Source organism: Waterburya agarophytonicola KI4, from assembly GCF_020640915.1.
Classification (GTDB): Bacteria; Cyanobacteriota; Cyanobacteriia; order Cyanobacteriales; family Xenococcaceae; genus Waterburya; species Waterburya agarophytonicola.
Genome location: NZ_JADWDC010000005.1, coordinates 92880 through 117561 on the forward strand (window position 1 = coordinate 92880; position 24682 = coordinate 117561).

Below are 24682 nucleotides of genomic sequence, written 5' to 3' on the forward strand. Positions count from 1 at the left end.
ACCGAACAAATTTGTTAACCTTTATTACAAATATATAAACCAAGTGGTTGCGTCAATATTTAAAGCGGTGCGCCACTATTTTTTTACTTAAACCCAAGTAATATTTTTTATTAACATGGTTAATCTGAACTCGGCTGTAGAGTCCCAAACTGCAAAAGTTAACAAGAATATTAGTACAAGCCCACCTAGAGAGAATACATCTTTGTTTGCCGAGCGACATATTGGAACAAACGAGCAGGAAATACAAGAAATGCTGCAAGTTTTGGGATTAGCTAGTTTAGACGAACTAATCAATAAGACTATTCCCCCTGCAATTCGTCTGATTCAGCCCTTAAATTTGCCCCCAGCTTTAAGCGAATCAGCAGCTTTGGCAAAATTGAAAGCGATCGCATCTCAAAACCAAGTTTATCGCTCTTTTATTGGCATGGGTTATCACAACTGTATAACTCCTCCTGTAATTTTACGAAACGTCTTAGAAAACCCTGGTTGGTATACCTCTTATACTCCCTATCAAGCAGAAATTGCCCAGGGAAGACTAGAAGCCTTGCTCAACTTCCAAACTATGATTATCGAGCTAACAGGCTTGGAAATCGCCAATTCTTCCCTATTAGATGAAGGTACGGCAGCAGCAGAAGCGATGAGCATGAGTTATGGCTTGTGTAAAACTAAAGCCAATGCTTTTTTTGTGGATGCAGGTTGTCATCCTCAAACCATTGAAGTAATTAAAACCCGCGCTTTACCTCTAAAAATAGAAGTAATTGTCGGTGACTATAATTTGTTTAATTTTTCTACACCAATATTTGGCGCATTGCTACAGTATCCCACTACAGAAGGTACAGTTCGAGATTATAGTCAGTTTATCGATCGCGTCCACGAAGCAAAAGCCCTCGCCACCGTAGCAGCAGATATTCTCAGCTTGGCTTTATTAACTCCCCCTGGGGAATTTGGGGCAGATATTGCCGTAGGAAGTACTCAAAGGTTTGGCGTACCCTTGGGTTATGGAGGGCCTCATGCAGCTTATTTTGCTACTAAAGAAAAATACCAAAGACAAGTACCAGGAAGAATTGTGGGAGTTTCTCAAGATGCTACGGGGAAACCTGCTTTGCGTCTAGCCCTCCAAACTAGAGAGCAACATATTAGAAGAGAAAAAGCTACCAGTAATATTTGTACCGCGCAGGTTTTATTAGCGGTAATAGCTTCCATGTATGGAGTGTATCACGGTAGATCGGGCATAAAAGCGATCGCCCTGCGGGTTCATCAGCTTACAGCAGCTTTGGCAGCAGGTTTACAACAGCTAGGATATAGTATTGCATCCCCAGATTTTTTTGATACTATTCGGGTCGAAACAGGGGATAAAAAGGCGATAGATTTAATCGAGATTGCTGCGGATAATAAAATTAATTTACGTTGGTTAGACGATCGCGCCCTCGGCATCTCTTTAGATGAAACTACCAGTCAAGAAGATGTGATTCTTCTCTGGCAAATCTTTGCAGGTAATCTGGAATTGCCTTTTGAAGTGGCAGAATTACTCAACCACCAATCATCAAACCTCAAAACCGAGTATCTACGCACTAGTGACTATTTAACCGAAAAAGTATTCAATCGCTACCATTCCGAAACAGAATTATTGCGCTATCTCCACCAACTAGAAACCAAGGACTTGTCCCTGACAACTTCGATGATTCCCTTGGGTTCTTGTACCATGAAGTTGAACGCCACAGCCGAAATGATTCCCGTAACTTGGGCAGAATTTGGTAACATTCATCCTTTCGCCCCTTTAGAACAAGCGCAAGGCTATCAGCAGCTATTCCAAGAACTCGAAGAATGGTTGGGAGAGATTACGGGTTTTGCTGGTATTTCCCTACAACCCAATGCAGGTTCTCAAGGAGAGTATGCGGGGCTACAGGTAATTCGTCAATATCATCAATCTAGAGGAGAATCTCACCGTCATATCTGTCTAATTCCCGAATCAGCCCACGGAACAAATCCCGCTAGTGCGGTAATGTGTGGGATGAAGGTAGTTGCTGTAAAATGCGATCGCGATGGCAACATCGACCTCAAAGATTTGCAAGTAAAAGCAGAAAAGCATCAAGATCATTTAGCTGCCTTAATGGTGACTTATCCCTCCACTCATGGAGTATTTGAGGCGGGAATTAAAAGTATTTGCGCAGTTGTCCATCAATGTGGCGGACAAGTATATATGGATGGGGCAAATATGAATGCCCAAGTAGGTCTGTGTCGCCCAGGAGATTTTGGCGCGGATGTCTGTCACCTCAACTTACACAAAACCTTTTGTATTCCCCACGGTGGTGGCGGTCCAGGCGTTGGACCCATTGGAGTCATGCCTCATTTAGTGCCGTTTCTTCCTGCAACTCCCACCACACCCCAAGATGCTAGCCCGATAGGAGCAATTTCTGCTGCACCTTGGGGTAGTGCTAGTATTTTGGTTATTTCTTGGATGTATATCGCTATGATGGGGACAGAGGGCTTAACTCGGGCGACTCAGGTAGCGATTCTCAATGCTAACTACATGGCAAAACGTCTCGAACCTAATTACTCGGTATTGTTTAAAGGAGAATCTGGTTTTGTCGCCCACGAATGTATTATCGATTTACGTCCGCTAAAAAAAGAAGCGAGAGTGGAAGTGGATGACGTAGCCAAGCGACTTATGGATTTTGGATTTCACGCCCCTACGGTATCTTGGCCTGTAATTGGTACGGTAATGATCGAGCCTACGGAAAGCGAATCAAAAGAGCAACTAGACCGCTATTGTGAAGCAATGTTAGCTATCTACAGAGAAGCAAAAGCGATCGCCCATGGGGAGATAGACAAAGACAACAATCCTTTGAAAAACGCCCCCCACACTGCCGAATCCCTAATCTGTGGCGACTGGAATCGTCCTTATACTCGCGAACAAGCAGCCTATCCCGCCCCCTGGACTAAAGAACATAAATTTTGGACTCCTGTAGGTAGAATCAATAATGCTTACGGCGATCGCAACTTAGTCTGTTCTTGTGTGGGGATGGAAGCATATCAGGATTAGGTAGCTGAGGACTTGGAGACTGTGGAGACAAAGCATGCCTTGTCTCTTCTTACGCCCCATTTCTCCCTAAAACCCCTGAAATAATCTCCGCAACTTCTCCTGGGGCTTCCACCATGGCTAAATGACCGCAGTCGGGTATAGCGAATACATTACTATCTTGATTGGAAAACAGGTAGTGGAAACTAGCCAAATGATTGACATATTTTATTTCCATCACTTTATCTTTTTCTCCTGCAATGAAGTAAACTGGTTGTTTTAGTCGCGATACTAATTGGGGTAATAAGTGTACTTCTGCTTCGGTAGTTGATTCTAACAATGCACCCAATGCTGCTTCTCCATCAGCCTGAATAAAGTCAATAATTCTTTGACGACCCCACTTTAAATCTAACGGTCGCGCTACCATCATGCGGGAAAAAAACACGCTCAAAAATGGTATATAACGCAACCAGTCAGGACGAAATTTTACTAATTGTCGACCTGCATTCCGAAAGCGTTCAAATTCCTCTTTTAAATAAATCCCGCCGCCTGCATTAAGACCAATTACTCCTTCGATAATTTCAGGACAGATATCTGCGGTCCACAAAGCAACGCTACCACCTAAAGAGTGTCCAATTATCCAAGCCCGTTCAATTTCCAAATTTTGTAGTAGCTCTTTCAAATCCTGGGCGTAGGCATTGAGACTATAGTTTTTAGATTTGCGGTCATTTTGACTAATTTTTGTAATCCTAGAGTCACCAAAACCTCGGGCATCGTAGATCAGACATTGATATTCCGACTGCAATAATTGCACCACAGGTTGCCAATAATTACGGCTTAAAAGCCAGCCATGAACGAATACTAACACAGGAAGCTTGGGGTTGGCAGCGGGGGGGGGTTAGCTCATAAAAATGAGGTATTTCCGATATACTAATGGATGGCATTTTTTTATCGTATCATCATCTTTCAGAGCTTTTAGAAGCCTTTGGATTTAGTATAAAATGCTTTTGGGTCAGAAAATAGACTAATATAACTAAGATATATAAATATATCCTGTTAAAATCACCAATCAATAAAGCCATATCCGCATGGTGTTTTGGAAAAAACTGTTCAGTAATTCAGATACAGTAGCAACATCAGAAACTACTGAGGCTGGTAATGGGTTATTAAACTCAGACAGCGACAATAGCGATCTGCCTCAAATAGTATTTAGTACCGATAGAGAACTAGATCTATACGAACTTGAGGAACTCTGCGATCGCGTTGGCTGGGCTCGCCGTCCTCTAAAAAAAGTCAAAAAAGCTATCAATCATAGTTTTTTGGTGGTTTCGATGTGGGAAGTTAAAAATAAAAAACGTCGTTTAATTGGTTTTGCTCGTGCTACCTCCGACCACGCTTTTAACGCCACTATTTGGGATGTTGTAGTAGACCCTACTTTTCAAGGTCGAGGTTTGGGCAAAGCAATGATGAAATATGCTATTACTCAATTACGCAGCGAAGATATCAGCAATATTACTCTTTTTGCCGACCCTCAAGTAATCGATTTTTATCAGCGACTTGGTTTTATTCTCGACCCCGAAGGTATTAAAGGGATGTTCTGGTATCCAGACTAATTAGCACAAAGCAACTGACAACTGATAACTGATAACTAATAACTGAATAGGAATTGCAATGTATTTAGTAACTGGTGCTACGGGATCGTTAGGTAGAAGAATTGTCAAACAATTGAGGAGTGATGACCAGCTAACAAGAGCCTTTGTGCGTTTATCTTCAAAATTTGGCGAATTGTCAGATCGGGGTGCAGATATTTTTATTGGTGACTTAAAGCAAGAAAGAGATATTGAGAAAGCTTGTCGCGATATAAACTATATTATCAGCAGCCATGGATCGGGCAATGACCCTCAAGCTCTAGACTATCGAGCTAATATCGATCTGATCGATCAGGCGATCGCTAATAATGTAGAACATTTTGTGTTTATTTCGGTTTTGGGCGTAGATCGCGGTTACGAAGATTCTGTGACTTTCAAAGCAAAACGAGAAGTAGAAAAGTATTTAATCAATAGCGGTTTGAGCTATACAATTCTGCGTCCTTCAGGATTTGCTAATAATCTTATTCCTCTAGCAGAAAGGTTTCGAGACACGGGAATATATTTATCTATTGGCGAACAAAAAAATCGTTCCTCAATCGTCAGTACTGACGATCTTGCCACAATTGCGATCGCTTCTTGCCAAATTGAAGCAGCAAAAAATCAAATATTTGCCGTAGGTGGACCCGATAGTCTCAAAAGAGAAGATATTCCTCGTATTTTCTCTCGTTTATTCGATCGCGAACCAATTGTCATCAATCCACCCCTACAACTATTTGACGGTTTGAGAGCGGGAGTCGGTTTAATTAATCCCCAACTAAATAAGTCTTTGGGTACATTAAGGACTCTTTTAGCCCATGAATTTTACTGTACTCCAGAAGAAATATTTCGCTTAGAATCGACTTTTGCGATCGAGATGGAATCTCTAGAAAGCTTTCTGCGTCGTTATGTAGGACAAAGTTAGTCTCGGAGTTTTGAAATTAATTAATCAATTAATGCGATCGCATTAAAAATAGGTCAAGTTCGATTCAATCGAACTTGGCTTTTATTTTGACAATCCTCAATCGTATCTGCTTAATTTTGTCAAAACCATCGTAATTTTAGAATACTGTCTTAAAAAAGAGTCAGGAATGATTATTTACTACTTATTACTTACTTAGCTATCTGGGTAAGTTGAAATTATGGAGCGATCGAAAATTATTTAATTTACAACCTATTAGTTTCGCTCGAATTTAAGTAACTAACGCCAAAGCAAATCACAAAAGTCATCATGGAAAATATTTATCCTGCTAGCCCAATAGATGTTCCTCCAAATCTACGAAAACCCAGAAAGAGCTACAAACAGCGAGCCATATTAGCAATGGTGGGGCTGTCACTATTTGTCACCTTATACTTCACTTTAACCTCTTGGTTTATTTGGACGGCTTATCGATTATTCACCACTCCTAATGTGGAGTTTGAAGGAATGTTTATTGGAGTTTTATCCAGTTTTCTGGCGGTGTTTATGGTAAAACCATTGCTGCGAGTTAGGCATAGTTCCGAATCTAAAGATATTGAAATTACAGCCAAAGATGAACCCCGACTATTTGAATTCATCTATCGCCTTGCAGATGAAGCTCAAGCACCGCGACCTCACCGAGTCTTTTTATCTCCAAGAGTTAATGCTGCCGTTTTTTATGATGTTTCCATTTTAAATTTATTTTTCACCTCTAAGAAAAACTTAGAAATAGGTTTGGGGTTGGTCAATATTTTGACTTTGGGAGAATTTAAGGCAGTTTTAGCCCACGAATTTGGTCACTTTGCTCAACGTTCGATGGCGGTAGGTCGTTGGGTTTATATTGCCCAACAAATCGCTTCTCACATTATCCACGAACGAGATGCTTTAGATAAATTCTTGAGAGTTTTGTCTCGCGTCGATATACGAATTGCTTGGATTGGCTGGCTCTTATCCTTAATTGTTTGGTCGATTCGTTCTTTGTTAGAAACAGCATTTCGCTGGTTACTTTTGGCGCAGCGCGCACTGTCGAGAGAAATGGAATTTCAGGCAGATTTAGTCGCAGTATCCCTCACGGGTAGCGATGCTTTAGTCCATGCTTTACATCGCATTCATGCAGCGGATGATGCTTGGGATCGCACCTTGAGTTTTGCTAGTTCGGAGATGAGAAATAATCGCCTGGTGACGGATTTGTTTACGATTCAAAACCATTCCATCAACAAAATGAGAGAAATTCTGAACGATCAAGAATACGGTCAAGCACCTAAGTTACCAGATCTAGAACCAGAAAATCACCGTGTATTTCAAGCTGCGATCGCCGAATCTCCCCGTATGTGGTCGACTCATCCTTCCAATGTCGATCGCGAAAACAACGCCAAGCGAATTTATGTTGCTAATGCTTGTGACAATCGCTCTACTTGGGATTTATTCGCCAATTCTAAACAAATACGACTAAAAATGACCAAAAACCTACTTGATGGTGCGTCTCCTTCTAATGATGCTAAGTCGGTCAATATCCAAGATTCTCTCGAACAATTCGATCACCAATACAGTCGTCTCTACTTAAATCCCCTCTATCAAGGCAATTACTTGGGTCGTTCTATAGTGGGTCATGCAGCTAGTACTCCAGAGTTGTACGAATCGTCCCATAAAAATCGCAATCTAGAACAAGATCTAGCCTCTCTATATCCCGAATCATTAGTTGACGATTTAGAAAAACTCAGAGTTTTAGAAAGTGAGAAAGCATCTCTAAGAGCTTTGCAAGAAGGATATGTCAAAGCTCCTGAAGGTGTCATCAGACATCGAGGAAAAACTATTTCTCGTCTAGATCTACCTTCGACCATTGCCCAAGTCAATGTGGAGTTGAGAGCAGTCAAGGAAAGAATTCTATTCCACGATCGCCTTTGTCGAACTACTCACCGTAGGATTGCCGTTAAGATGGGTCGTGGTTGGGAACAATATTTAGTTGGTTTGCTAGAGATTTTGCACTATACAGACCATACAGAAGCCAATTTAAGAGATGCTCTGGGGTATTTAGATAATGTGGTGGGAGTGATTACCGCAGACGGCAATGTTAGCGGAAAAGAATTGCAACGTTTGTTAGTGGCTGCCACGGAGGTTTATCAGGTTTTGGCTTTGGTATACGAACAAAGTAGTTTAGTTAAAATCGATGCCAATCTATCTCAAGCCTTTGACAATCTTACTTGGGGAGAAATATTAGGCTCATTTGAGCTTGTTAGTCCCGACAGACAAAATATCAATCAGTGGATGAATATAATTCATAACTGGTTTGGGGTAACTATCAATGCTCTTTCTGCATTAAAACTAGAAGCATTAGAACAATTATTAAAAGCAGAGGAAATGCTATCTAATGCCTATCGTCAATCAGAAACATTAGAAACAGCCCCCGATCCTTCCCAAACACCAGAACAATATTCTGTTTTGTTGCCAGGTAAAGAACGAAAAAGACAAACTCGCTTGGGTTGGTGGGATAGATTCCAAACCGCAGATGGTTTAGTCCCACAAATCTTGAGATTGGTTGTAGCAGGAACGATTATCGCTTCTGTTCCGATAGCTGTAGCGACTTTGAGTCAATAATGAGGGGCAAGAATAAAGTTTTACCACAAGCTATCGCTTTAGTTGACAATCTTTTGTTACAATTGTCGGCGTGAAAATAATATTGACAAGATAGATATATTAATTGAGCCAACAACCATTAGATACTGTAACTCTAAGCGATCCCAGTCTCGATACATTGACTCAAGAACTAGCTGCGATTCAGCAAACTGGTTCTAAGAGAATTGCGTTACTAGGTTCTCGCCACGTACCGATTATGCACCAACAGCTAATCGAGATGATGAGCTATGCCTTAGTTTTAGGGGGAAATCGCTTGCTTACCTCTGGAGCTATCGGCACTAATTCAGCAGCAATAAAAGGTGCAATGCGTGCCGATTCTAACCTGCTGACGGTAATTTTACCTCAAAGTTTATCTCGTCAACCCAAGGAGTCCCGCAGTCAATTGGAAAACGTAATTCATCTAATTGAAAACTCCAAAAACGATAATCTTTCTTTGGGCGAAGCTAGTGCTATGTGTAATAGCGAAATTGTTGCTCGCTGCGATCAACTAATTTGTTTTGCTTTTCATGACAGCAATACTTTATTAAAAACCTGTCATGAAGCGGAAGATTTACGCAAAATAGTCACTCTGTTTTATTTTGATTGAATAACGATAATTAACACCCATTAAATAAGCACATGAAATTATCTGTTGATATAATACTGCTCTGTTCGGTGGTGGGGGCAGTAATTTTAGTGTACGCGCCTTTTTTGGTAGTTGGTTGGGGGCGTTTGCAAGCAGGATACGACCAATCTGCCCCGAGAGCGATGTTCGATAAATTACCCCCTTATGCCCAAAGGGCTACCTGGGCGCACCAGAATAGCTTTGAAGCCCTGACAATTTATGGCTTAGCTGCACTGATGGCTTATGCAACGGGGGTGGATTCAGACTGGGGGAGGAATGCCGCGATCGCTTTTTTAGTGGCTCGCCTGTTTTATTCTGTGTTTTATATTGCTAATATTCCTGTCGGGCGATCTCTCATGTTTGCGATCGGTTCTCTTTCTGCTTGGACTTTATTTGGTTTGAGTATTTTGCAAATTAGTCACTAGTTACGATCAGGAAACCCGATCGTTTCCGCCTTATTTTCGGCGCGATCGGGCTATCTTGACTTATAAATTAAATTAAATTCTGTCTTCCATCATTTTTTGTACCGCTTCAGCAATTTGTGCGGGCTGCACGATGGTTAAACTTTCCAACTTGCCATTGTACGGTGTGGGAATATCTTGAGAAGATAGACGCAATACAGGGGCATCTAGCTCGTCAAATAGCTGCTCGTTGATTAATGCTACTAATTCCGCAGCAATACCACCAGTTTTCATACATTCTTCAACGATGATTACTTTATGAGTTTTGCGGATCGATTCGCTAATGGTTTCCATATCAAATGGCTTGAGAGAAATTAGATCGATAATTTCTGGATCGTAGCCTTGTTTTTCGATCTCTTTAACTGCTTGAGTACAATGGTGACGCATCCGCGAATAGGTGAGGATAGTTACATCCTTTCCTTTACGTACCATTTCTGCTTTATCTAAAGGTAGAACGTACTCATCATCGGGCAGATCGTCTTTGAGGTTGTAGAGTAAAACGTGTTCAAAAAATAGTACGGGGTTATCGTCTCTGATAGCTGCTTTGAGTAAACCCTTGGAGTTATAGGCTGTCGAACAAGCAACAATTTTCAATCCTGGTACAGCGTGAAAATAGGCTTCCAATCGTTGAGAGTGTTCTGCACCCAACTGTCTGCCCACACCCCCAGGCCCTCTAATTACCATGGGAATTTTAAAGTTACCGCCAGATGTATAGCGCAACATCCCTGCGTTATTAGCAATTTGATTGAATGCCAACAGTAAAAAACCCATGTTCATCCCCTCAATCACGGGGCGCAAACCAGTCAAAGCTGCTCCCACAGCCATGCCACAAAAGCTATTTTCCGCAATAGGAGTATCTAATAAACGTAGATCTCCATACTTTTTGTATAGATCTTTGGTGACTTTGTACGAACCACCATAATGTCCGACATCTTCGCCCAAGACGAAGACAGTTTTGTCTCTTGCCATTTCTTCGTCTGTCGCTTCTCTCAAAGCGTTAAACATTAAAGTTTCAGCCATAATAATTTATCCTTCAGTCACCAAAAATTAATATTATCATTACCAGATTGGTACTATGTAACTTTATATAGTTTAGGCTTTAAAAGCAAAAGCTCATAGGTTATTACTACTCAATTGTTAGTTCAATATGACTTCCGCCACCCTCAATAGTTTTATTACTCAATCTGAAGCCCTCGCTTTAATTGATTTTGCGATCGCCCAATCTCAAGCAGATGGTGTATTTGTGAGTCTGGATGCTTGCGAAAAAGCCCTCAGTCGCTTTAGCGAGAATCAAATTAGTCAGAACGTCCGCAAGAACACTTTTAGCCTGACGATCACTAGTTATTTTGGCAAGCGGAGTGCCACCGCTTCTACAACACAATTGGATCGAGATGCGATCGCCTTGACTGTCAAGCGGGCTGAAGATCTTGCCACCATTGCCCCAGAAGATCCTGAATGGGTAGAATTATTACCCGAACAAACTTATAGTAGTCGTATCCCTGCCTTCGATCCCCCTACCGCTACTCTTTCCCCCCTCAAAAAAGGTCAAATAATTCAACAGGTATGTTCTTTGAGTCAGGATGCAGCAGTCAACGGCTCGGGTACCCTGAGTTTTAGTGCGGATCTTTATGCTATCGGTAATTCGGCGGGTTTGCGAAGTTGCGATCGCTCTACGGAAGCGGATTTTAGCTATACTGCCCGTATTGACAATGGTTCTAGCTGGAATCGTTGTACTGCCTGGAGTATCGAACAATTACCAATTATGGAATTAACCAAAAAAGTAATTGAACGGGCGATCGCTTCGAGAAATCCACAAGTTGTTCAGCCTGACGACTATACCGTCGTTTTTGAGCCTTCTGCCTTTGCTAGTTTGCTTCCTTGGGTAATTTGGAATCTGGATGCCCGTGCAGCGGATGAAGGACGTTCTTTTATGTCTCTCAGGGATGATTCTGGCAAGCCTATCGGCAGTAAAGTTGGCGATCGACTATTTAGTCCTATGGTGCAAATCCAGCGTAATTCCGCCCATCCTCTGTTGCAAGGAGGTAGGTTTTTTGGCAATGGTTTACCGAATGAGGAGTTGAATATTATCCGAGATGGTATTCCCCAAACTCTTGCTTACAGTCGTTATTGGGCAAAAGAAAAAAGTCAAGAAGCTACTGGCGTAATGTCTCCAATTGTGATGGCGGGTTCGGATAAAACCGTGGCGGATTTGGTTGCTAGTACGGAAAGAGGTATTTTTGTCAGTCGTGCTTGGTATGTGCGTTATGTTAATCCTCGCACTTTGGAAGTTACGGGAATGACTAGAGATGGTACTTTTTTGATTGAAAACGGTAAGATTTCTTATCCAATTAAGAATCTACGCTTTAATCAGTGTTTGCCTGAGATGTTGAATAATATTGTGGGGGTGAGTCGGGTTAAGCGTTGTGGTGGTAGCGTTATTCCTGGTTGCAAAGTGGAGAATTTTCACTTTAGCAGTATTACCGATAGTATTTAAGACATTCAACATTAGAGATTGAGTAATTATGAAAAGCGATCGCATCTTTCTCGGATTTAAGCGATCGCTCTAAAAATTATTTCATATCGTAGCCGAACAAATTAGCATCCACCTCACCCAGATCTATATCTCCCAAACCGTATTCTTGCCAACGTCTCGATACCATTGCCGATACATCATCATCAGATTCTAAAGGTTCGCCCCATTCGTGGTTAGTTTCGGGAGGAATTTTGGTGGTTGCATCGATACCCATCCGTCCGCCCAAACCAATTTTTTCACTAGCAAAATCTAAAGTGTCAAAAGGAGTATCGGGCAGAATAAAGACATCGCGAGAAGGGTCTACTTTAGAACTAATTGCCCATACTACCTGACGAGGATCGCGGATATTAATATCTTTGTCTACCACAATCACAAACTTAGTGTAGGTAAATTGGGGTAAGGCACTCCAAAAGGCTAAAGCTGCCCTCCTTGCTTGACCAGGATAGGCTTTATCAATAGAAATAATTGCTGCTTTATAGCTTAACGCTTCCATTGGCAGGAAGAAATCGACTATTTCTGCAACTTGTTGGCGCAAAATGGGAGTATAAATCCGATTTAAAGCGATCGCCATCATTGCTTCTTCTTTGGGAGGACGACCGCTAAAGGTAGTTAAATAAATGGGATCTTTACGATGGGTCATGCAGTGGAAACGCACGAGAGGAGAGTCTTCAACTCCACCGTAGTATCCCATGTGATCTCCAAATGGCCCATCGGGTAGCATTTCTCCTGGGGTAATTGTTCCTTCTAAAACAAACTCAGAATCTGCGGGGACTTCAAGATCGACAGTTTGGCATTTGGCTAACTTGACTCCACTACCACCATACAATCCTGCAAACAACCATTCAGATAGATCTACAGGGATAGGAGTAGCTGCTGCCATAATAATCATGGGATCGACTCCTAAAGCGATCGCAACTTCTAATTTTTTACCCGCTTCGGCTGCTTTTCTCAGGTGTCTTGCACCACCACGGACAGATAACCAGTGAACGGTCATGGTGGTTTTAGACTGTAGCTGGAGACGATATACCCCAACATTGGGCGTTCCAGTTTCAACATCTTTGGTGATGACCAAACCCAAAGTAATAATTTTTCCCGCATCCCCAGAATAGGGGCGAATCATCGGGATTTTATTCAGGTCTAATTCTTCTTCTTCTAAAATTACTTGCTGGCAGGGGGGAAAGAAATCACGTCCTGGTTTTGCCTTGAGAACATCAAACAGTACTTTGCCAAAATCTACAGCTTGCTTGATTTTCTTAGGTGGCTTGGGTTGTTGCAACATGGCAAGTTTTGAACCCAACGTTTCCAATTCTTCTGGGGCTTCCATGTTCATCGACCAGCAAATTCTCTCTACCGTCCCCATTAGGTTTACGGCGACAGGAAAAGGCGAACCTTTGACGTTTTCAAATAGTAGTCCAGGTCCTCCTGCTTGCAGCATCCGATTAGAAATTTCGGCTATTTCTAATTCAGGATCGACCAAAGCAGAAATGCGTCTTAGTTGTCCTTTCGATTCTAAAAGTTTAATAAATCCCCGTAAATCTCTAGCCATATAAAGAAATGTAAAGCAATAGTTCTATTATCAGTCTAGAAGAGTTAGGGAGCAATCTCCAATCAGTTTGCCATATCGTCTGAGGTGAAAACTATTTGAAGATTTGATTTTAGCGATCGCTTTTTAGAGAGATTTTGAGATCGTAATCTTGATTCATGGCATCGATCACATTGTGTAGGGCATCAATAAATTCGCTTTCCGAACTAGAATTCAAAGCATTTAGCAGATAATTTCTACCTCCTTGAGGTTGACAAAGGAATTGGATTACCCGATCGTTATTACTTTGATTCTTCATGGGAACAATTTAGATTAAAAATGTTATTTGTAGTTAGATATACTTAAAATTATCTATCCCTATTAGACTACATTTCTTCAGTTAAAGAACTAATGCGATCAATAGAAATAAGTTATACTACGGGGCAATACTTATAATAACAAGTTAAAATTGTCTACTTTGATATTGTTTGCTGCTTCTTTTTGATTAAGGCGATCGCAATTAATAATGAATAATGAACTAAAAAAAAGATTGCATGAGTACTTAATTCAAATAGTTCGAGAAAGAGATCCTTATCTGGCTTCTGGAGGACATTTCTTCGTTAGAGAGTATATTCGCGAGTTCTTGGGACAATATGGTGCAATAAAAGTTCATGAATTTCAGTTTCGAGGCAAAACTCATCAAAATTTGATTCTCAATCTCAACTCTGCTGCTGAGTCTAATTTACCCCCTATTTTGATTGGCGCACATTATGACGGCGTACCTGGAACTCCTGGGGCTGATGATAATGCTACGGGAGTAGCAGTCTTATTGGAATTGGCAACGGTTTTTTCAACTAACCCTGTAAAATATCCCATCCAATTAGTAGCTTTCGATCTTGAAGAATACAATCGCGCGGGTAGTTTTGCATACGCTAAATATTTAAAAAATAAAAAGCAAAAATTGAGGCTAATGCTATCTTTGGAAATGCTGGGATATTGCGATCGCGCAGTCAATTCCCAGAGATATCCTGACATAATTAAGCCTTTCTATCCAGACACGGGGGATTTCATCGCTTTAGTCGGTAACTCCAGTGCATTCCTCGATTTAGTCCGTCTCAGTCGGCAAATAAAACGCAATGGTACTCCCTGCCAAATACTGCCCGATCCTAGTAGCGGTAAATTAGTCCCCATCACAGGATTTAGCGATCACTTTGCTTTTTGGCAACAAAAATACCGTGCCATTATGGTGACTGACACGGCAATGCTGCGCAATCCTCATTACCACAAGCCTAGCGATACCATCGATACCCTAGACTTAGATTTCTTGACTGATGTATGTCAAAGCTTGATTGCTGCATTAAAAACAATTCAATAGAGCGAATCGTCATTCGTCCCTAGCAACCAATTAATACTGATATTTAATGCGATCGTAAACATTAATATATTGCACCCCCGCACTCTTCCAAGAATAGTCATATTCCATTCCTTGCTGGACTAACTGCTCGAATTCCTTGGGATATTCATAGAACAAGCCGATCGCTCTTTCCATTGCCGATTCTAAAGCATAGTTATCTGTTTGATAGAAGACATAGCCGTTGCGTTTTTCTGGAGCATGATTGAGATCGTAATCGCGATCGAATACCGTACTCAACAAGCCTCCCACGCCCCTCACAATTGGTACTGTACCGTATTTCAGACTAATTAACTGAGTCAAACCGCAGGGTTCAAATTTACTAGGCACGACTACCATATCTGCCCCTGCATAAATTAGGTGGGCTAATTCTTCATTGAAACCAAGCTCTAAATGTACGTCGGGGTTATCGTTAAGGAAGTGTTTTTCGTGCCAGAATTTGGCATTGACATCAGCGGAAGTTGCCGAACCCAACAACACAAATTGAGCCTTGCGATTGAGGGCATAATATATAGCATGGTGTACCTGATTCACACCTTTTTGATCGTCTAAGCGACCGATGTAGGCAATAATTGGCTTGTCAGAATCTGCTAGCAGTAATTGTTCCCGTAGAGCTTTTTTATTCTTAGCCTTTCCTTTTAGGTCGTCAATACCATACATACTGGAAATTAGCTCGTCAGTTTCAGGATTCCACAGATTGTAATCAACACCATTGAGAATACCGCTAAATTTATCCTGATGAAGTTCTAAAGTATGACCCAAACCATAGCCTACTTCTGTATAGCGAGCTTCCCAAGCGTGGTGAGGAGAAACTGTATTGACGTAGTTAGAATAAACGATTCCCCCTTTCATTAAATTGAGGGCAAAAGGATTAAAATTATCTCGCAAGCGATCGTAATGGAAATAGTATTCAGGTCGATTCAAACCTGTTGCTTCTAAAATTTCATTACCGCAATTTCCTTGATGCCTAAAGTTGTGAATGGTGTAACAAACTCGTTGGCGTTCCATACCATAATACTGATACATTTCATATAGCATTACAGGAATTAAGCCAGTTTGCCAGTCATGACAATGAATTATATCGGGACGCTTGTTACTCTTTAGTAAAAATTCCATTGCTGCTTTACTAAAGAAAGCAAAGCGCATCGGATCGTCGTGTCCGCCATATACATAGCCTCGATTGAAAAACTCATCTTGGCTTTTGGGCTGAATGAAGAAGCAAAGTCTACCGTGTACCCAACCGCAGAAAACATCGCATTTAATTTCACCACCGTACCAAGGTACGCCCAAGTCGCGATATGCATCGTGCAACCCCCATATATGGTCGTATCTCATGCAGTCATACATGGGCAGAATTAGCTCAACACAGTTACCTCGATTTTCTAATTCTCGACTCAACCCATAAACTACATCTCCCAAACCGCCAGCTTTAATTACAGGAGCGCATTCGGAGGCAATTTGCACGATGTACATATGTTAATCCTCGCTTAATAAAACTTTATATTTATCTATTTTTATTAAAATAATAGACCACAAAATAACTTTACGCGGACTAATTGAGGGAAAATAATAAAAATATTATTCTAGAAACTGCTAATAAGCACCATTATTGCGGGGAAAAATAATTACGCCAATAGTTTTGTAGACAATCCATAAATCTAAGAGCCAATTGTGGCTAGTGGCATAGTAAACGTCTATTTTTACTCTTTGAGGATAGGGTATATCGTTTCTACCTGATACTTGCCACAAACCAGTGATACCAGGCTTGATTGTGAGTACTGTGTTGATTTTACGACCGTATTTCGGCAATTCTTCGGGAACTAAAGGTCTAGGACCAACGACGCTCATTTCTCCCTTGAGTACGTTCCAAAATTGAGGAAATTCATCAAGGCTAGTCAATCGTAAAAATTTACCTACTTTAGTAATTCTGGGATCTTGCTTTATTTTAAAATTATCTTGGAACTCTTCTCGCATGTCCTCGGAATCTTCCATAATGGTTTCTAGCATCCGATCTGCATTGTTAACCATCGTTCTGAATTTGATGCAGTTAAAAGGTCGATGATTTCTCCCAATTCTCTCTTGGACATAAAAAATTGGTCCTTTCGAGTTGAGGGCGATCGATATCATTAAAATCAAATATACGGGAGAAAATACAGTTAGTACAAATAAAGCAAAAACTATATCAAATATACGTTTAATAAGATTTCCGTTTAAAACAGAGAAAGACTGATTCAATCGAGGAAGATTGAAGAAAGATTGAAAACCTTTTCTAACTAGTCCTTGTACTACTTTAACGGAAATAAGTTGGCTGTTAGCAGTCATCTTACTCCTTCACACATCACACCACACTGTCCAATAATAAAGCCATTAAGTATTATTTTGCTGAAAAATAACTAACAAAAACAGACTTTAATAGCTCACTTTCCTTGTTTCCACTCCCCATAGCAATCTTCAATAAATTGTAAATAAGATTGTTTAAAAATCGTCGGACTAAAGTTATTTGCTTGGGAACGACAGTTTTCTGGGTCAATTTGATTTTGTAATTGCTCAAATTCTATTACTGCCTTAGCTAAAGCATCGGACTTTTGAACGTTAAAAAACAAACCCGTACCGTTTTGGGGATCGACTCTAATATCTTTGACTGTTTCTAATGCACCTCCTTTTCCATAAGCAATTACTGGTGTACCACAAGCTTGTGCTTCGACTAAAGCTATGCCAAAATCTTCACAAGCTGCATAAACAAAAGCTTTTGCTTTAGTTATGTATTTTTTGACTACATTATGCGGTTGCCAGCCCAAAACTCGAACATGGGGTTCTGCAAGCTGACGTATTTCATCTATTTGCGAACCTTCTCCAATAATTACTAGAGGTTTTTTGAGTTTATTAAAAGCCTTTACGATTAAGCATATTTGTTTATAACTTACTAATCGGGAAATTGTCAGATAGAAATCTTCTTTTTCTGGGCAAAACTCAAATTTTTCTAGATTTACGGGAGGATAAATTACTTTTGCTGGGCGACGATAACAACGCCAAATACGTTGAGCTGTGTGTTGGGAATTGGCAATGAAATAGTCAACTCGGTTTGCCGAAATAACATCCCAGGTTCGCAAACGATGAAGGATATACCTTGCGATCGCGCCTTGAACTCCTTTTCCCTTGCGATCGCCTTTTAAGTAATCAAAGGTTAGATCCCAAGCATAGCGCATTGGAGTATGGCAATAGCAAATATGTAATTGATGGGGATTAGTTAAGACTCCTTTCGCTACTGCATGAGATGAAGAGAGAATAATATCATAATGATTGAGATCTAACTGCTCGATGGCGATGGGTAACAAGGGTAAGTATTTTTGTACGCCATTGCGAGCTTGGGGAAATTTTTGCAGAAAAGTAGTACTGATTTCTCTTTGATAGAGATAGCTTTCTGGGTTAGTTGATTCAAAGTCAATCAAGGCATAGAGATCAGCATCGATATGTTGCAAAATTTCTTGCACCACTAGTTCCGATCCCCCTGTGGCTTTGGGAGTCAGCCATTCGTGTACTAAAGCATAGTTTAAATCCACAATATTTGATTATTGATTACTAATTAATTGCCATGTTATGCCGTCTAATTGTTTGCCTAGTTTGACATATTCTTGGAATTCTAAGCGGTTTAAAGCATCTCGATCTACTAGGAAGTAAACTGGCTTGGTTTGTTGCCAAAGTTCTTTTAATCGATCGTCGGTAGCAGGAATAATAACGCGATCGCTATAAAATTCTAGAGAAGGTCGTAAATTGGGATAAGCAGTATAGATGTTTTGTTGGGGAGGAGTATGCTGCTGAATGCTTGTAGCTAAAGGTTTGACTGGGAAAGCTTCGTTTAATTCCCACAACCAATAGTTAGAATTGAATAAAAATAATAATGCTAGATAAAAACCAGCAATGATTGTAGGTATAAAGTAGGGAGAAGAAGATAAAAGAAAAAATGAAGCAATGCTAAATATTAGAGCAATAAATCCCGTAAGGATCGCTAAACCTGGTTCTATTTGACCGCTTAATCCGAAATAAATAGTACCTACCCAGCAAACTATTGCTAGTAATGTCATAGATATTTTCCAACTAGGAAAATAAATATTTTGCTCCCAGGAGATCTCCAAACTAGCCCCAATAAATAAAGACAACCCAGGGTATATGGGCATAATATACCAAGGTAATTTAGTCACCATTAAAGAAGTAGCCAGTAAATAAACCCCGCACCAAATTAGAGCCAGTTTTGCCCAACTGAGATGATAATTTTTGCCAGCCACTCGAAGTCCATAAGGCAGAAATATGAGCCAGGGCAGGCTGTATTTAGCAATTTCTGACAAATAATACCAAGGAGGATGAGAAACGTGGCTGACAGGCTCCCAGATACGGTTGAAGGTCTGTTTGCCCAAACTAATCCCCAAGAAATCCGACCCATAGTGGAAATATTGTAATAAATACCAAGCGATCGCAGGAATAACTCCTAAAATAACTCCGACCCAAAAATGGGGAGTAAGTAATAATTTAGGGCTATCCCAAAGGAGGAAAATTATGATAATTCCCCCCAACAATATTCCCATCATGATGCCTTTGGTCAGACAGATCGAACCAAGTCCCAAACCAGCCCCCAACAACCACCTGGGATCTTTGCGTCCTCGCAACAAACACCACACAGCAAAGCAAAACCAGCAGTTGATTGCACCGTCTAGCATTGCTACTCTACCGTGACGAGCTATGGGCAAGAAGGTTAAATATACTAAAGCAGAAAAAATGGCTGCTGGGCGGGAGACAAATAGCTCTCTCCCAATTTTATAGAGCAAGGGGACAGAACAAGCAGAAAGTAATGCAGGAAATAATCGAGTACTCCATTCGCCGATCCCAAACAAGCTATAGGAAAAAGCAACTAGCCAATGTATCAACGGGGGTTTATTCCAATAAGGATCGTCGTAATTAATCGTAGGATAAAGCCAAGTATTGCTATCGGGAAAACCGCGCCAAATATTACGGGCGACTCCCGCGACAATACCCTCATCCCAATCTCTTAACGGCAGATTTCCTAGTCCAGAAGTATAAAGAGCGATCGCTATAACTAATAAACTCAGGACACAAAAGCGATCGCTATTAAATAGTTTCTTCCATGTCCCCAATCTCTCCATCTCCCTGTCCTATTCAGGGTATCCGCTAACTGCACCAGGGTCATTATCTCTTTTCGAGCCTAACAATTCTAAGCGATCGACTTTAATCGTAGGGCGCGATCGCAATCCTCCTGTATTTTTATCCGTCCAGGTTTCAATCTTCAAAGATCCCTGAATGCCGATTAATTTGCCTTTTTGAACATAGTTTCCCGCTATTTCTGCCGTTTTGCCCCATATTTCGAGATTAAACCAGTCTGGTTGCTCGCTATTACGGCTACGACGGTTAACCGCCAAAGGCAATTTACATAAAACCGAACCCGATTGAAAGTGAATTATTTCTGGCGCAGCACCAGCACGACCAACTAAATTAACTACATTAAGGCTCATGGCTTCGATCCAACTAAATAGTACTAAAGAACTGAATAATGACTTTTTAGTCTAGCAAATTATGTACTCCTAATTCCACAGAAATTGCTTTGGGTCAATATTTTTTATCGATCGATATTACAACACTTATTGATAACCCTCGCCAACAGTCAAAAATTGATAGTATATTGTATCGAGATAAGATTGGTGATGGTGAATCTTGGTGTCCAAAGCACTTTCTAGCTGGCAGAAAATGTTGAATCAACTTCTTAAGGATAAGCAGCTGCGCAAAACAATCGGATGGTTGTTGGCGATCGCGATCGCCGCTTTTTTGTGGTACTTAAATTGGAAATTGTTCCTAGCTACCACAATGGGTATAGGCTTGATGTCTTTGTCTTATTTACTGCAAAATTATTATTGGCAACATTATTGTCGAAAATGGCAAAGTTTCTTGGTGGGTTCAAACCGTCAGCTAATTTTGGCGGTTGGGAGTGGTGCGATAGGTTCTTTTTGTACCTATTTAGCAGTTTCAGTGTGGGCTGATGCGGAAAACCAATGGTTGGCAACTGGGGCAATTCTACAGGGTTTTGCAAGTCTAACTACTCTATCAGTATTACTGTGGTCATTAGGTAAAAGGAGAGACAATACAAAAGAAAACAAGTTAGATAATTTATTAATTAATTTGACTGATAGTGACTCTTTAAAACGGTTAGTTGCTATTAGACAACTAACTCGTTTATTGATTAGTAATCGTTTGACATCAGACCATTATGCCCAATCAATTGAATATTTTAGTTTGATGTTATCCGAGCCTCAATTACCGATAGTTAAAAATGCTTTATTAGAAAGTTTGGAACTTTTAGATTCAAAAGAAATAGCTAAATTAAAATCTCAACAGGTAAAAATACCAATTAATTTACAACACTCCCATAAATCTGTCAAAGCATTGCAAGATTAGTCACGAATAAAAAGCTATTTTTGGAGATAAAACTGATATCTTTCTTTTAATTGAGTTACAGTCAAATCCTTAGTCCAATACTCCACCAAAGCATGACCAAACGCCCACGCATCATTATCTGCTCGATTATTATCTAATAATAAAGACCATAAAGAACGCAGATCGAAGTTACCAATACTAGCATCGTCATTTAGCAAAGTATATAAATCATAAGCCATTTGAAGCTTGCCAATAACTACAGGTGCTTGTTCTACGGGGATTTGTTCCGCTAGAATATAAGCCAAGGCGTTACTACCAGTAGACATAGTGGAAATAACTTGCAGGATGGGACTTTTAAGGAATGCGGTTAAACCTTGAGTAGTAGCCATCTGGCGGGTATAGCGATCGATAATCTTGGCAGCAGACTGACTGCGGGCTTCTAAATTGCGCAAGAAACGGGCTAAACGGAGTTGCTTGGCAGGGGCGATCGCCTGGATTAATTCCAGAGATAAACTTTCCACACCCCACCCAAGGCGATTATTGGCTTTATCTTCCGTCACAATAGGTAAGATTAGATCGCAGATATCTCCTAATTGTTCGGCGCGATAAGCCGTAGCCTCGCGGATTGATTTCTCTTTGGGTTTGTTTCCTTCTCGCCAGTCATAGGGGGGATTCCATTCGCGAATGGGGCGCAAGCGATCGACTTGGGTAACAATTCCCACTGCCCTAAGATCGGGCAGGTCTTCTTTTAAGGCGTGGAGAAAATCTAGATCCATTTGTAGGGCTGGATCTAAAGCGGGAGTAACTAATAATAATAAATCGGCAGTAATTGCATAATCTAAAACCTGTTCTCTAAACTCTGGGCGGTTTACCTGTTCGTAACCAGGAGTGTCTAAGAGGTTGAGGGTTTCTTTAGTGGAAGTTTGCCAGGTGTAGGTTTTAATTTTATCCGTACTGGGCAAAACATCAACTTCTGCTTGATCCGCCTGAAACAGAGTATTAATTAGACTACTTTTTCCCGCACCAGTACGACCGACTAAAATAATATTAACGGGTTTTTGAACTACTTCTTCGGGGGATTCTGCCGACTCTAAAATTTCTTTGAGGGTTTTAGTTTGGGCTTTAGGAATAGCTGGCTGGGATTCTACTTCAGGAAGAGTTATAGTCTCATCTCCGTATAAGGCGATCGCCTGTTGAGCTAGATTTTTTAATGCTGTTTCTCGCATTAATTGACCTAAATTGACTAATAACTCTTGATTTGCTTGACTATTAAACTTTTTGGTTGCTTGTTTAGCTGCTGCTGCTGCTGGATTAATCAGCCATTGCGACCAATTGAATACTTGACCCAATTTTTGTAGAGATGGTTCTAGCTGACGATAGGTTTCATATGCTTCGTATGCTTTACCAATAGACACTCGATTTAAAACAGGAGAAAGCTTTTGCATCATGCGATCCGTATCGTCTACCGTACCCCGAATTAAACCGTAAGCCTGGGGGATATAAATATTAAGCAGAGGGCGTTTGACTTCAGGATTGTATACTTGGGCGATCGCTCCAACTAATTCTTGACATCGCTGCCAAAAAGTCTGCCAATCTTGCCAAATTGGTTCGTCTGTTTTAGTTTTAGCAATAATTTCTGTCAAGGAAGCATTAATTTGTTGTTGCTTGTCTCCTCTTGCTTCAATCTCTGGAGTTTCGCGATCCAACTCTCGATCTATTTCCTCCATGACTTCTTGTATTTCAGTCAAAGCTGGTTTTGTCCACTTCACTAACAACCAACGCCAGAGGGCAAAAACTATGACTACAATGCCCCAAACCCAGTTAATACCCCAGTCGTGAATTTGCGAACCCGCTGCAATTAAGAGAAAAATTACAATAGCTGCGATCGGTAAAACCAAAATCCCAACCTGCCAAGGTTTGATATTTACCATTGTTTCTCCTTTACCTTCTATTTGCTTTTATCCTAGCGACATTTTTGAGAAATCCAAAAAAGGTGTTGTCGATCTAGCATTTCAATAAATCAACATCATATAAAATAAATTTGCGATCGCGCGTAATTATAGTCAAGTTTAAAAACTTAGCTTGAGCAATTAAAATGCGATCGAAAGGATCTAGATGGTGTTTGGGTAATTTTTCAATTATTAAAGTTTCTTCAATTTTGATTGGTAAAGGTTTAAAGTTGTTTTGTTCGATCTGTTCTAAGAAGTCATCGGGAGATTTCAACTTACCAATAGACTTTTTAATCGCAATTTCCCAAGTAGATGCAGCAGAGACAAAGACTATGTTGTTAGGATCGGCAATTTTTGTTTTAGCTTCGGTGGTTAAACTCAAATCATTGGCTAACCACCAAATCAAAGCATGAGTATCTAGAAGATATTGTGTCACTCTGCTTCTTTTCCGATAAATCCCGCTAAAAGTTCGGGTGGCAAATCATCATCAAAATCATCGCTCATTACTACTTTGCCTTCCCATCCTCCAGGTTTTCTCGACTGTATTTGTTCGTGATAGGGAATCAATCTAACTAAAGGTTTTCCTGCTTTAGCAATAATTATTTCTTCTCCAGCCAGGGCAGATTCTATCAGTTTGGATAGTTGAGATTTAGCTTCGTGAATATTCGATATTTTCATAACGATCTAAATAGGAACAACTTAGCTAAACTTAGCTAAGTTAACTATAGTCTAAATTTAATCTAACTGTCTTTTCTTGATCCAAGCTGGAGGATTAGAAATAACGACGATCGCCCCTATAATAATAAAGCTGAGGACGATCGCAGCAGTCCAAAGAGGAAAAGTAATACCCAAAACTGAAAGAGAAATCGAACCGACTAACTCAAGGGTGGCAACAATAAAATTACCCAGCCCTCCCGTAACCCCTGTAGAAGCAAGTCTCACTAATCCCGCCAAGCTACCCATCAAACCAGCCGTACCGCCACCAGCGATCGCAGCTAACGTCCATTGCAAGACGGGATCGGTATGTCCCATCGTTGCAGCAGTAATCATCGTACCAATACCTACTGCAATGGGAATCTGCACTGTATCTAATAGGTTATCGAGAAAAGGAACATAATAAGCCCCAATTTCTAATAAGGTGGCAATAGCTAAAGCGATCGCAGCTTCTCTAGTCCCCAACCATTCAAATCCCGACGAGAGGGGGATATGTCCGTACATCGCCCCGATACTCATGACTAAAGGGGGTAAAAAGACGCGGAAGCCACAAGCTGCACTGAGAGTGACACCCAAACAAAGAGCGATCAGAATTTCCATAGTTTTTTGAATAGTTAATACGGCGTTGGTGAATCAAAGTATGAAAATAAAATTTATTTGCTTGATACATATTTTTATAAAGCTAATAGCTAATAGCTAAAGGCTAATAGCTACAAACAGAAGCACTTTGTACGTTATACATCAAATCACCAACGCCGTTAATACTTTTTCATTAGCTTAACTAAATGCTGAATGGTCTAGATCGACTACAGGG

Annotated in this window: 22 protein-coding genes; 9 read left to right on the forward strand and 13 right to left on the reverse strand. The window is 40.6% G+C overall.

The features are described 5' to 3' along the window. Window positions 1–115 precede the first annotated feature (115 nt). Window positions 116–3043 (forward strand): aminomethyl-transferring glycine dehydrogenase, encoded by a 2928-nt coding sequence (gene gcvP / locus I4641_RS03290; protein WP_229639036.1) that lies wholly within the window; start codon window positions 116–118, stop codon window positions 3041–3043. Between the two features lie 49 nt (window positions 3044–3092). On the opposite strand, the gene I4641_RS03295 is transcribed toward gcvP, so the two are convergent. After that, window positions 3093–3887: an alpha/beta fold hydrolase gene (locus I4641_RS03295; protein WP_229639037.1), complete on the reverse strand. Its 795-nt coding sequence runs from the start codon at window positions 3885–3887 to the stop codon at window positions 3093–3095. Window positions 3888–4107: 220 nt separating this feature from the next. On the opposite strand from I4641_RS03295, the gene I4641_RS03300 reads away from it, so the two are divergent. The 5 genes from I4641_RS03300 (at window position 4108) to I4641_RS03320 (ending at window position 9265) form a co-directional block, all read left to right on the forward strand. Further along, on the forward strand, window positions 4108–4632 hold the full coding sequence (locus I4641_RS03300; RefSeq protein ID WP_229639038.1) for a GNAT family N-acetyltransferase: 525 nt from the start codon (window positions 4108–4110) through the stop codon (window positions 4630–4632). 58 nt (window positions 4633–4690) lie between these two features. After that, window positions 4691–5569, forward strand: a complete 879-nt coding sequence (locus I4641_RS03305) for an SDR family oxidoreductase (protein ID WP_229639039.1) — start codon at window positions 4691–4693, stop codon at window positions 5567–5569. Window positions 5570–5875: 306 nt separating this feature from the next. After that, the gene (locus I4641_RS03310) at window positions 5876–8197 is read left to right on the forward strand and encodes a M48 family metallopeptidase (RefSeq protein ID WP_229639040.1); all 2322 of its coding nucleotides are present in this window, start codon (window positions 5876–5878) and stop codon (window positions 8195–8197) included. Window positions 8198–8300: 103 nt separating this feature from the next. Beyond that, window positions 8301–8822: a DNA recombination-mediator protein A gene (locus tag I4641_RS03315; protein ID WP_229639041.1), complete on the forward strand. Its 522-nt coding sequence runs from the start codon at window positions 8301–8303 to the stop codon at window positions 8820–8822. 32 nt (window positions 8823–8854) lie between these two features. Beyond that, on the forward strand, window positions 8855–9265 hold the full coding sequence (locus I4641_RS03320; RefSeq protein WP_229639042.1) for an MAPEG family protein: 411 nt from the start codon (window positions 8855–8857) through the stop codon (window positions 9263–9265). 72 nt (window positions 9266–9337) lie between these two features. On the opposite strand, the gene I4641_RS03325 is transcribed toward I4641_RS03320, so the two are convergent. Then, window positions 9338–10321 (reverse strand): alpha-ketoacid dehydrogenase subunit beta, encoded by a 984-nt coding sequence (locus I4641_RS03325; protein ID WP_229639043.1) that lies wholly within the window; start codon window positions 10319–10321, stop codon window positions 9338–9340. A gap of 127 nt (window positions 10322–10448) precedes the next feature. On the opposite strand from I4641_RS03325, the gene I4641_RS03330 reads away from it, so the two are divergent. Continuing rightward, window positions 10449–11795 (forward strand): TldD/PmbA family protein, encoded by a 1347-nt coding sequence (locus I4641_RS03330; protein ID WP_229639044.1) that lies wholly within the window; start codon window positions 10449–10451, stop codon window positions 11793–11795. 76 nt (window positions 11796–11871) lie between these two features. Here the strand turns inward: I4641_RS03330 and I4641_RS03335 are convergent, their stop codons facing one another. Beyond that, a complete protein-coding gene (locus tag I4641_RS03335) occupies window positions 11872–13380 on the reverse strand; it encodes a UbiD family decarboxylase (protein ID WP_229639045.1) in 1509 nt (502 codons plus the stop codon). Between the two features lie 109 nt (window positions 13381–13489). After that, window positions 13490–13675 carry a hypothetical protein gene (locus tag I4641_RS03340; RefSeq protein WP_229639046.1) on the reverse strand — a complete coding sequence of 62 codons (186 nt, stop codon included), beginning with the start codon at window positions 13673–13675 and terminating at the stop codon, window positions 13490–13492. 207 nt (window positions 13676–13882) lie between these two features. Here I4641_RS03340 and I4641_RS03345 point away from each other — a divergent pair, with 207 nt between their 5' ends. Continuing rightward, window positions 13883–14731, forward strand: coding sequence for a M28 family peptidase (locus I4641_RS03345; RefSeq protein ID WP_229639047.1), 849 nt, complete (start codon window positions 13883–13885; stop codon window positions 14729–14731). A gap of 30 nt (window positions 14732–14761) precedes the next feature. Here the strand turns inward: I4641_RS03345 and glgA are convergent, their stop codons facing one another. From glgA to I4641_RS03370, 5 genes are all read right to left on the reverse strand, one after another. After that, window positions 14762–16240 (reverse strand): glycogen synthase GlgA, encoded by a 1479-nt coding sequence (gene glgA / locus I4641_RS03350; protein ID WP_229639048.1) that lies wholly within the window; start codon window positions 16238–16240, stop codon window positions 14762–14764. Window positions 16241–16360: 120 nt separating this feature from the next. After that, the gene (locus I4641_RS03355) at window positions 16361–17089 is read right to left on the reverse strand and encodes an undecaprenyl-phosphate galactose phosphotransferase family protein (RefSeq protein WP_229639049.1); all 729 of its coding nucleotides are present in this window, start codon (window positions 17087–17089) and stop codon (window positions 16361–16363) included. Between the two features lie 95 nt (window positions 17090–17184). Then, the gene (locus tag I4641_RS03360) at window positions 17185–18327 is read right to left on the reverse strand and encodes a glycosyltransferase (protein WP_229639050.1); all 1143 of its coding nucleotides are present in this window, start codon (window positions 18325–18327) and stop codon (window positions 17185–17187) included. A 9-nt stretch (window positions 18328–18336) separates the two neighbouring features. Further along, complete coding sequence (locus I4641_RS03365; protein ID WP_229639051.1) at window positions 18337–19923, reverse strand: ArnT family glycosyltransferase; 1587 nt, start codon at window positions 19921–19923, stop codon at window positions 18337–18339. Between the two features lie 9 nt (window positions 19924–19932). Further along, window positions 19933–20289, reverse strand: a complete 357-nt coding sequence (locus I4641_RS03370) for a single-stranded DNA-binding protein (RefSeq protein WP_229639052.1) — start codon at window positions 20287–20289, stop codon at window positions 19933–19935. A 202-nt stretch (window positions 20290–20491) separates the two neighbouring features. Between I4641_RS03370 and I4641_RS03375 the strand changes: the two genes are divergently transcribed. Further along, window positions 20492–21226, forward strand: a complete 735-nt coding sequence (locus I4641_RS03375) for an ATP synthase subunit I (protein ID WP_229639053.1) — start codon at window positions 20492–20494, stop codon at window positions 21224–21226. Window positions 21227–21240: 14 nt separating this feature from the next. On the opposite strand, the gene I4641_RS03380 is transcribed toward I4641_RS03375, so the two are convergent. From I4641_RS03380 to I4641_RS03395, 4 genes are all read right to left on the reverse strand, one after another. Further along, window positions 21241–23136 (reverse strand): GTPase family protein, encoded by a 1896-nt coding sequence (locus tag I4641_RS03380; RefSeq protein ID WP_229639054.1) that lies wholly within the window; start codon window positions 23134–23136, stop codon window positions 21241–21243. A 73-nt stretch (window positions 23137–23209) separates the two neighbouring features. After that, window positions 23210–23590: a type II toxin-antitoxin system VapC family toxin gene (locus I4641_RS03385; RefSeq protein ID WP_229639055.1), complete on the reverse strand. Its 381-nt coding sequence runs from the start codon at window positions 23588–23590 to the stop codon at window positions 23210–23212. After that, on the reverse strand, window positions 23587–23832 hold the full coding sequence (locus tag I4641_RS03390; RefSeq protein ID WP_229639056.1) for a type II toxin-antitoxin system Phd/YefM family antitoxin: 246 nt from the start codon (window positions 23830–23832) through the stop codon (window positions 23587–23589). Before I4641_RS03390 ends, I4641_RS03385 begins: the two co-directional genes overlap by 4 nt. Window positions 23833–23889: 57 nt before the next feature. After that, window positions 23890–24468 (reverse strand): DUF4126 domain-containing protein, encoded by a 579-nt coding sequence (locus I4641_RS03395; protein ID WP_229639057.1) that lies wholly within the window; start codon window positions 24466–24468, stop codon window positions 23890–23892. Window positions 24469–24682 lie beyond the last annotated feature (214 nt).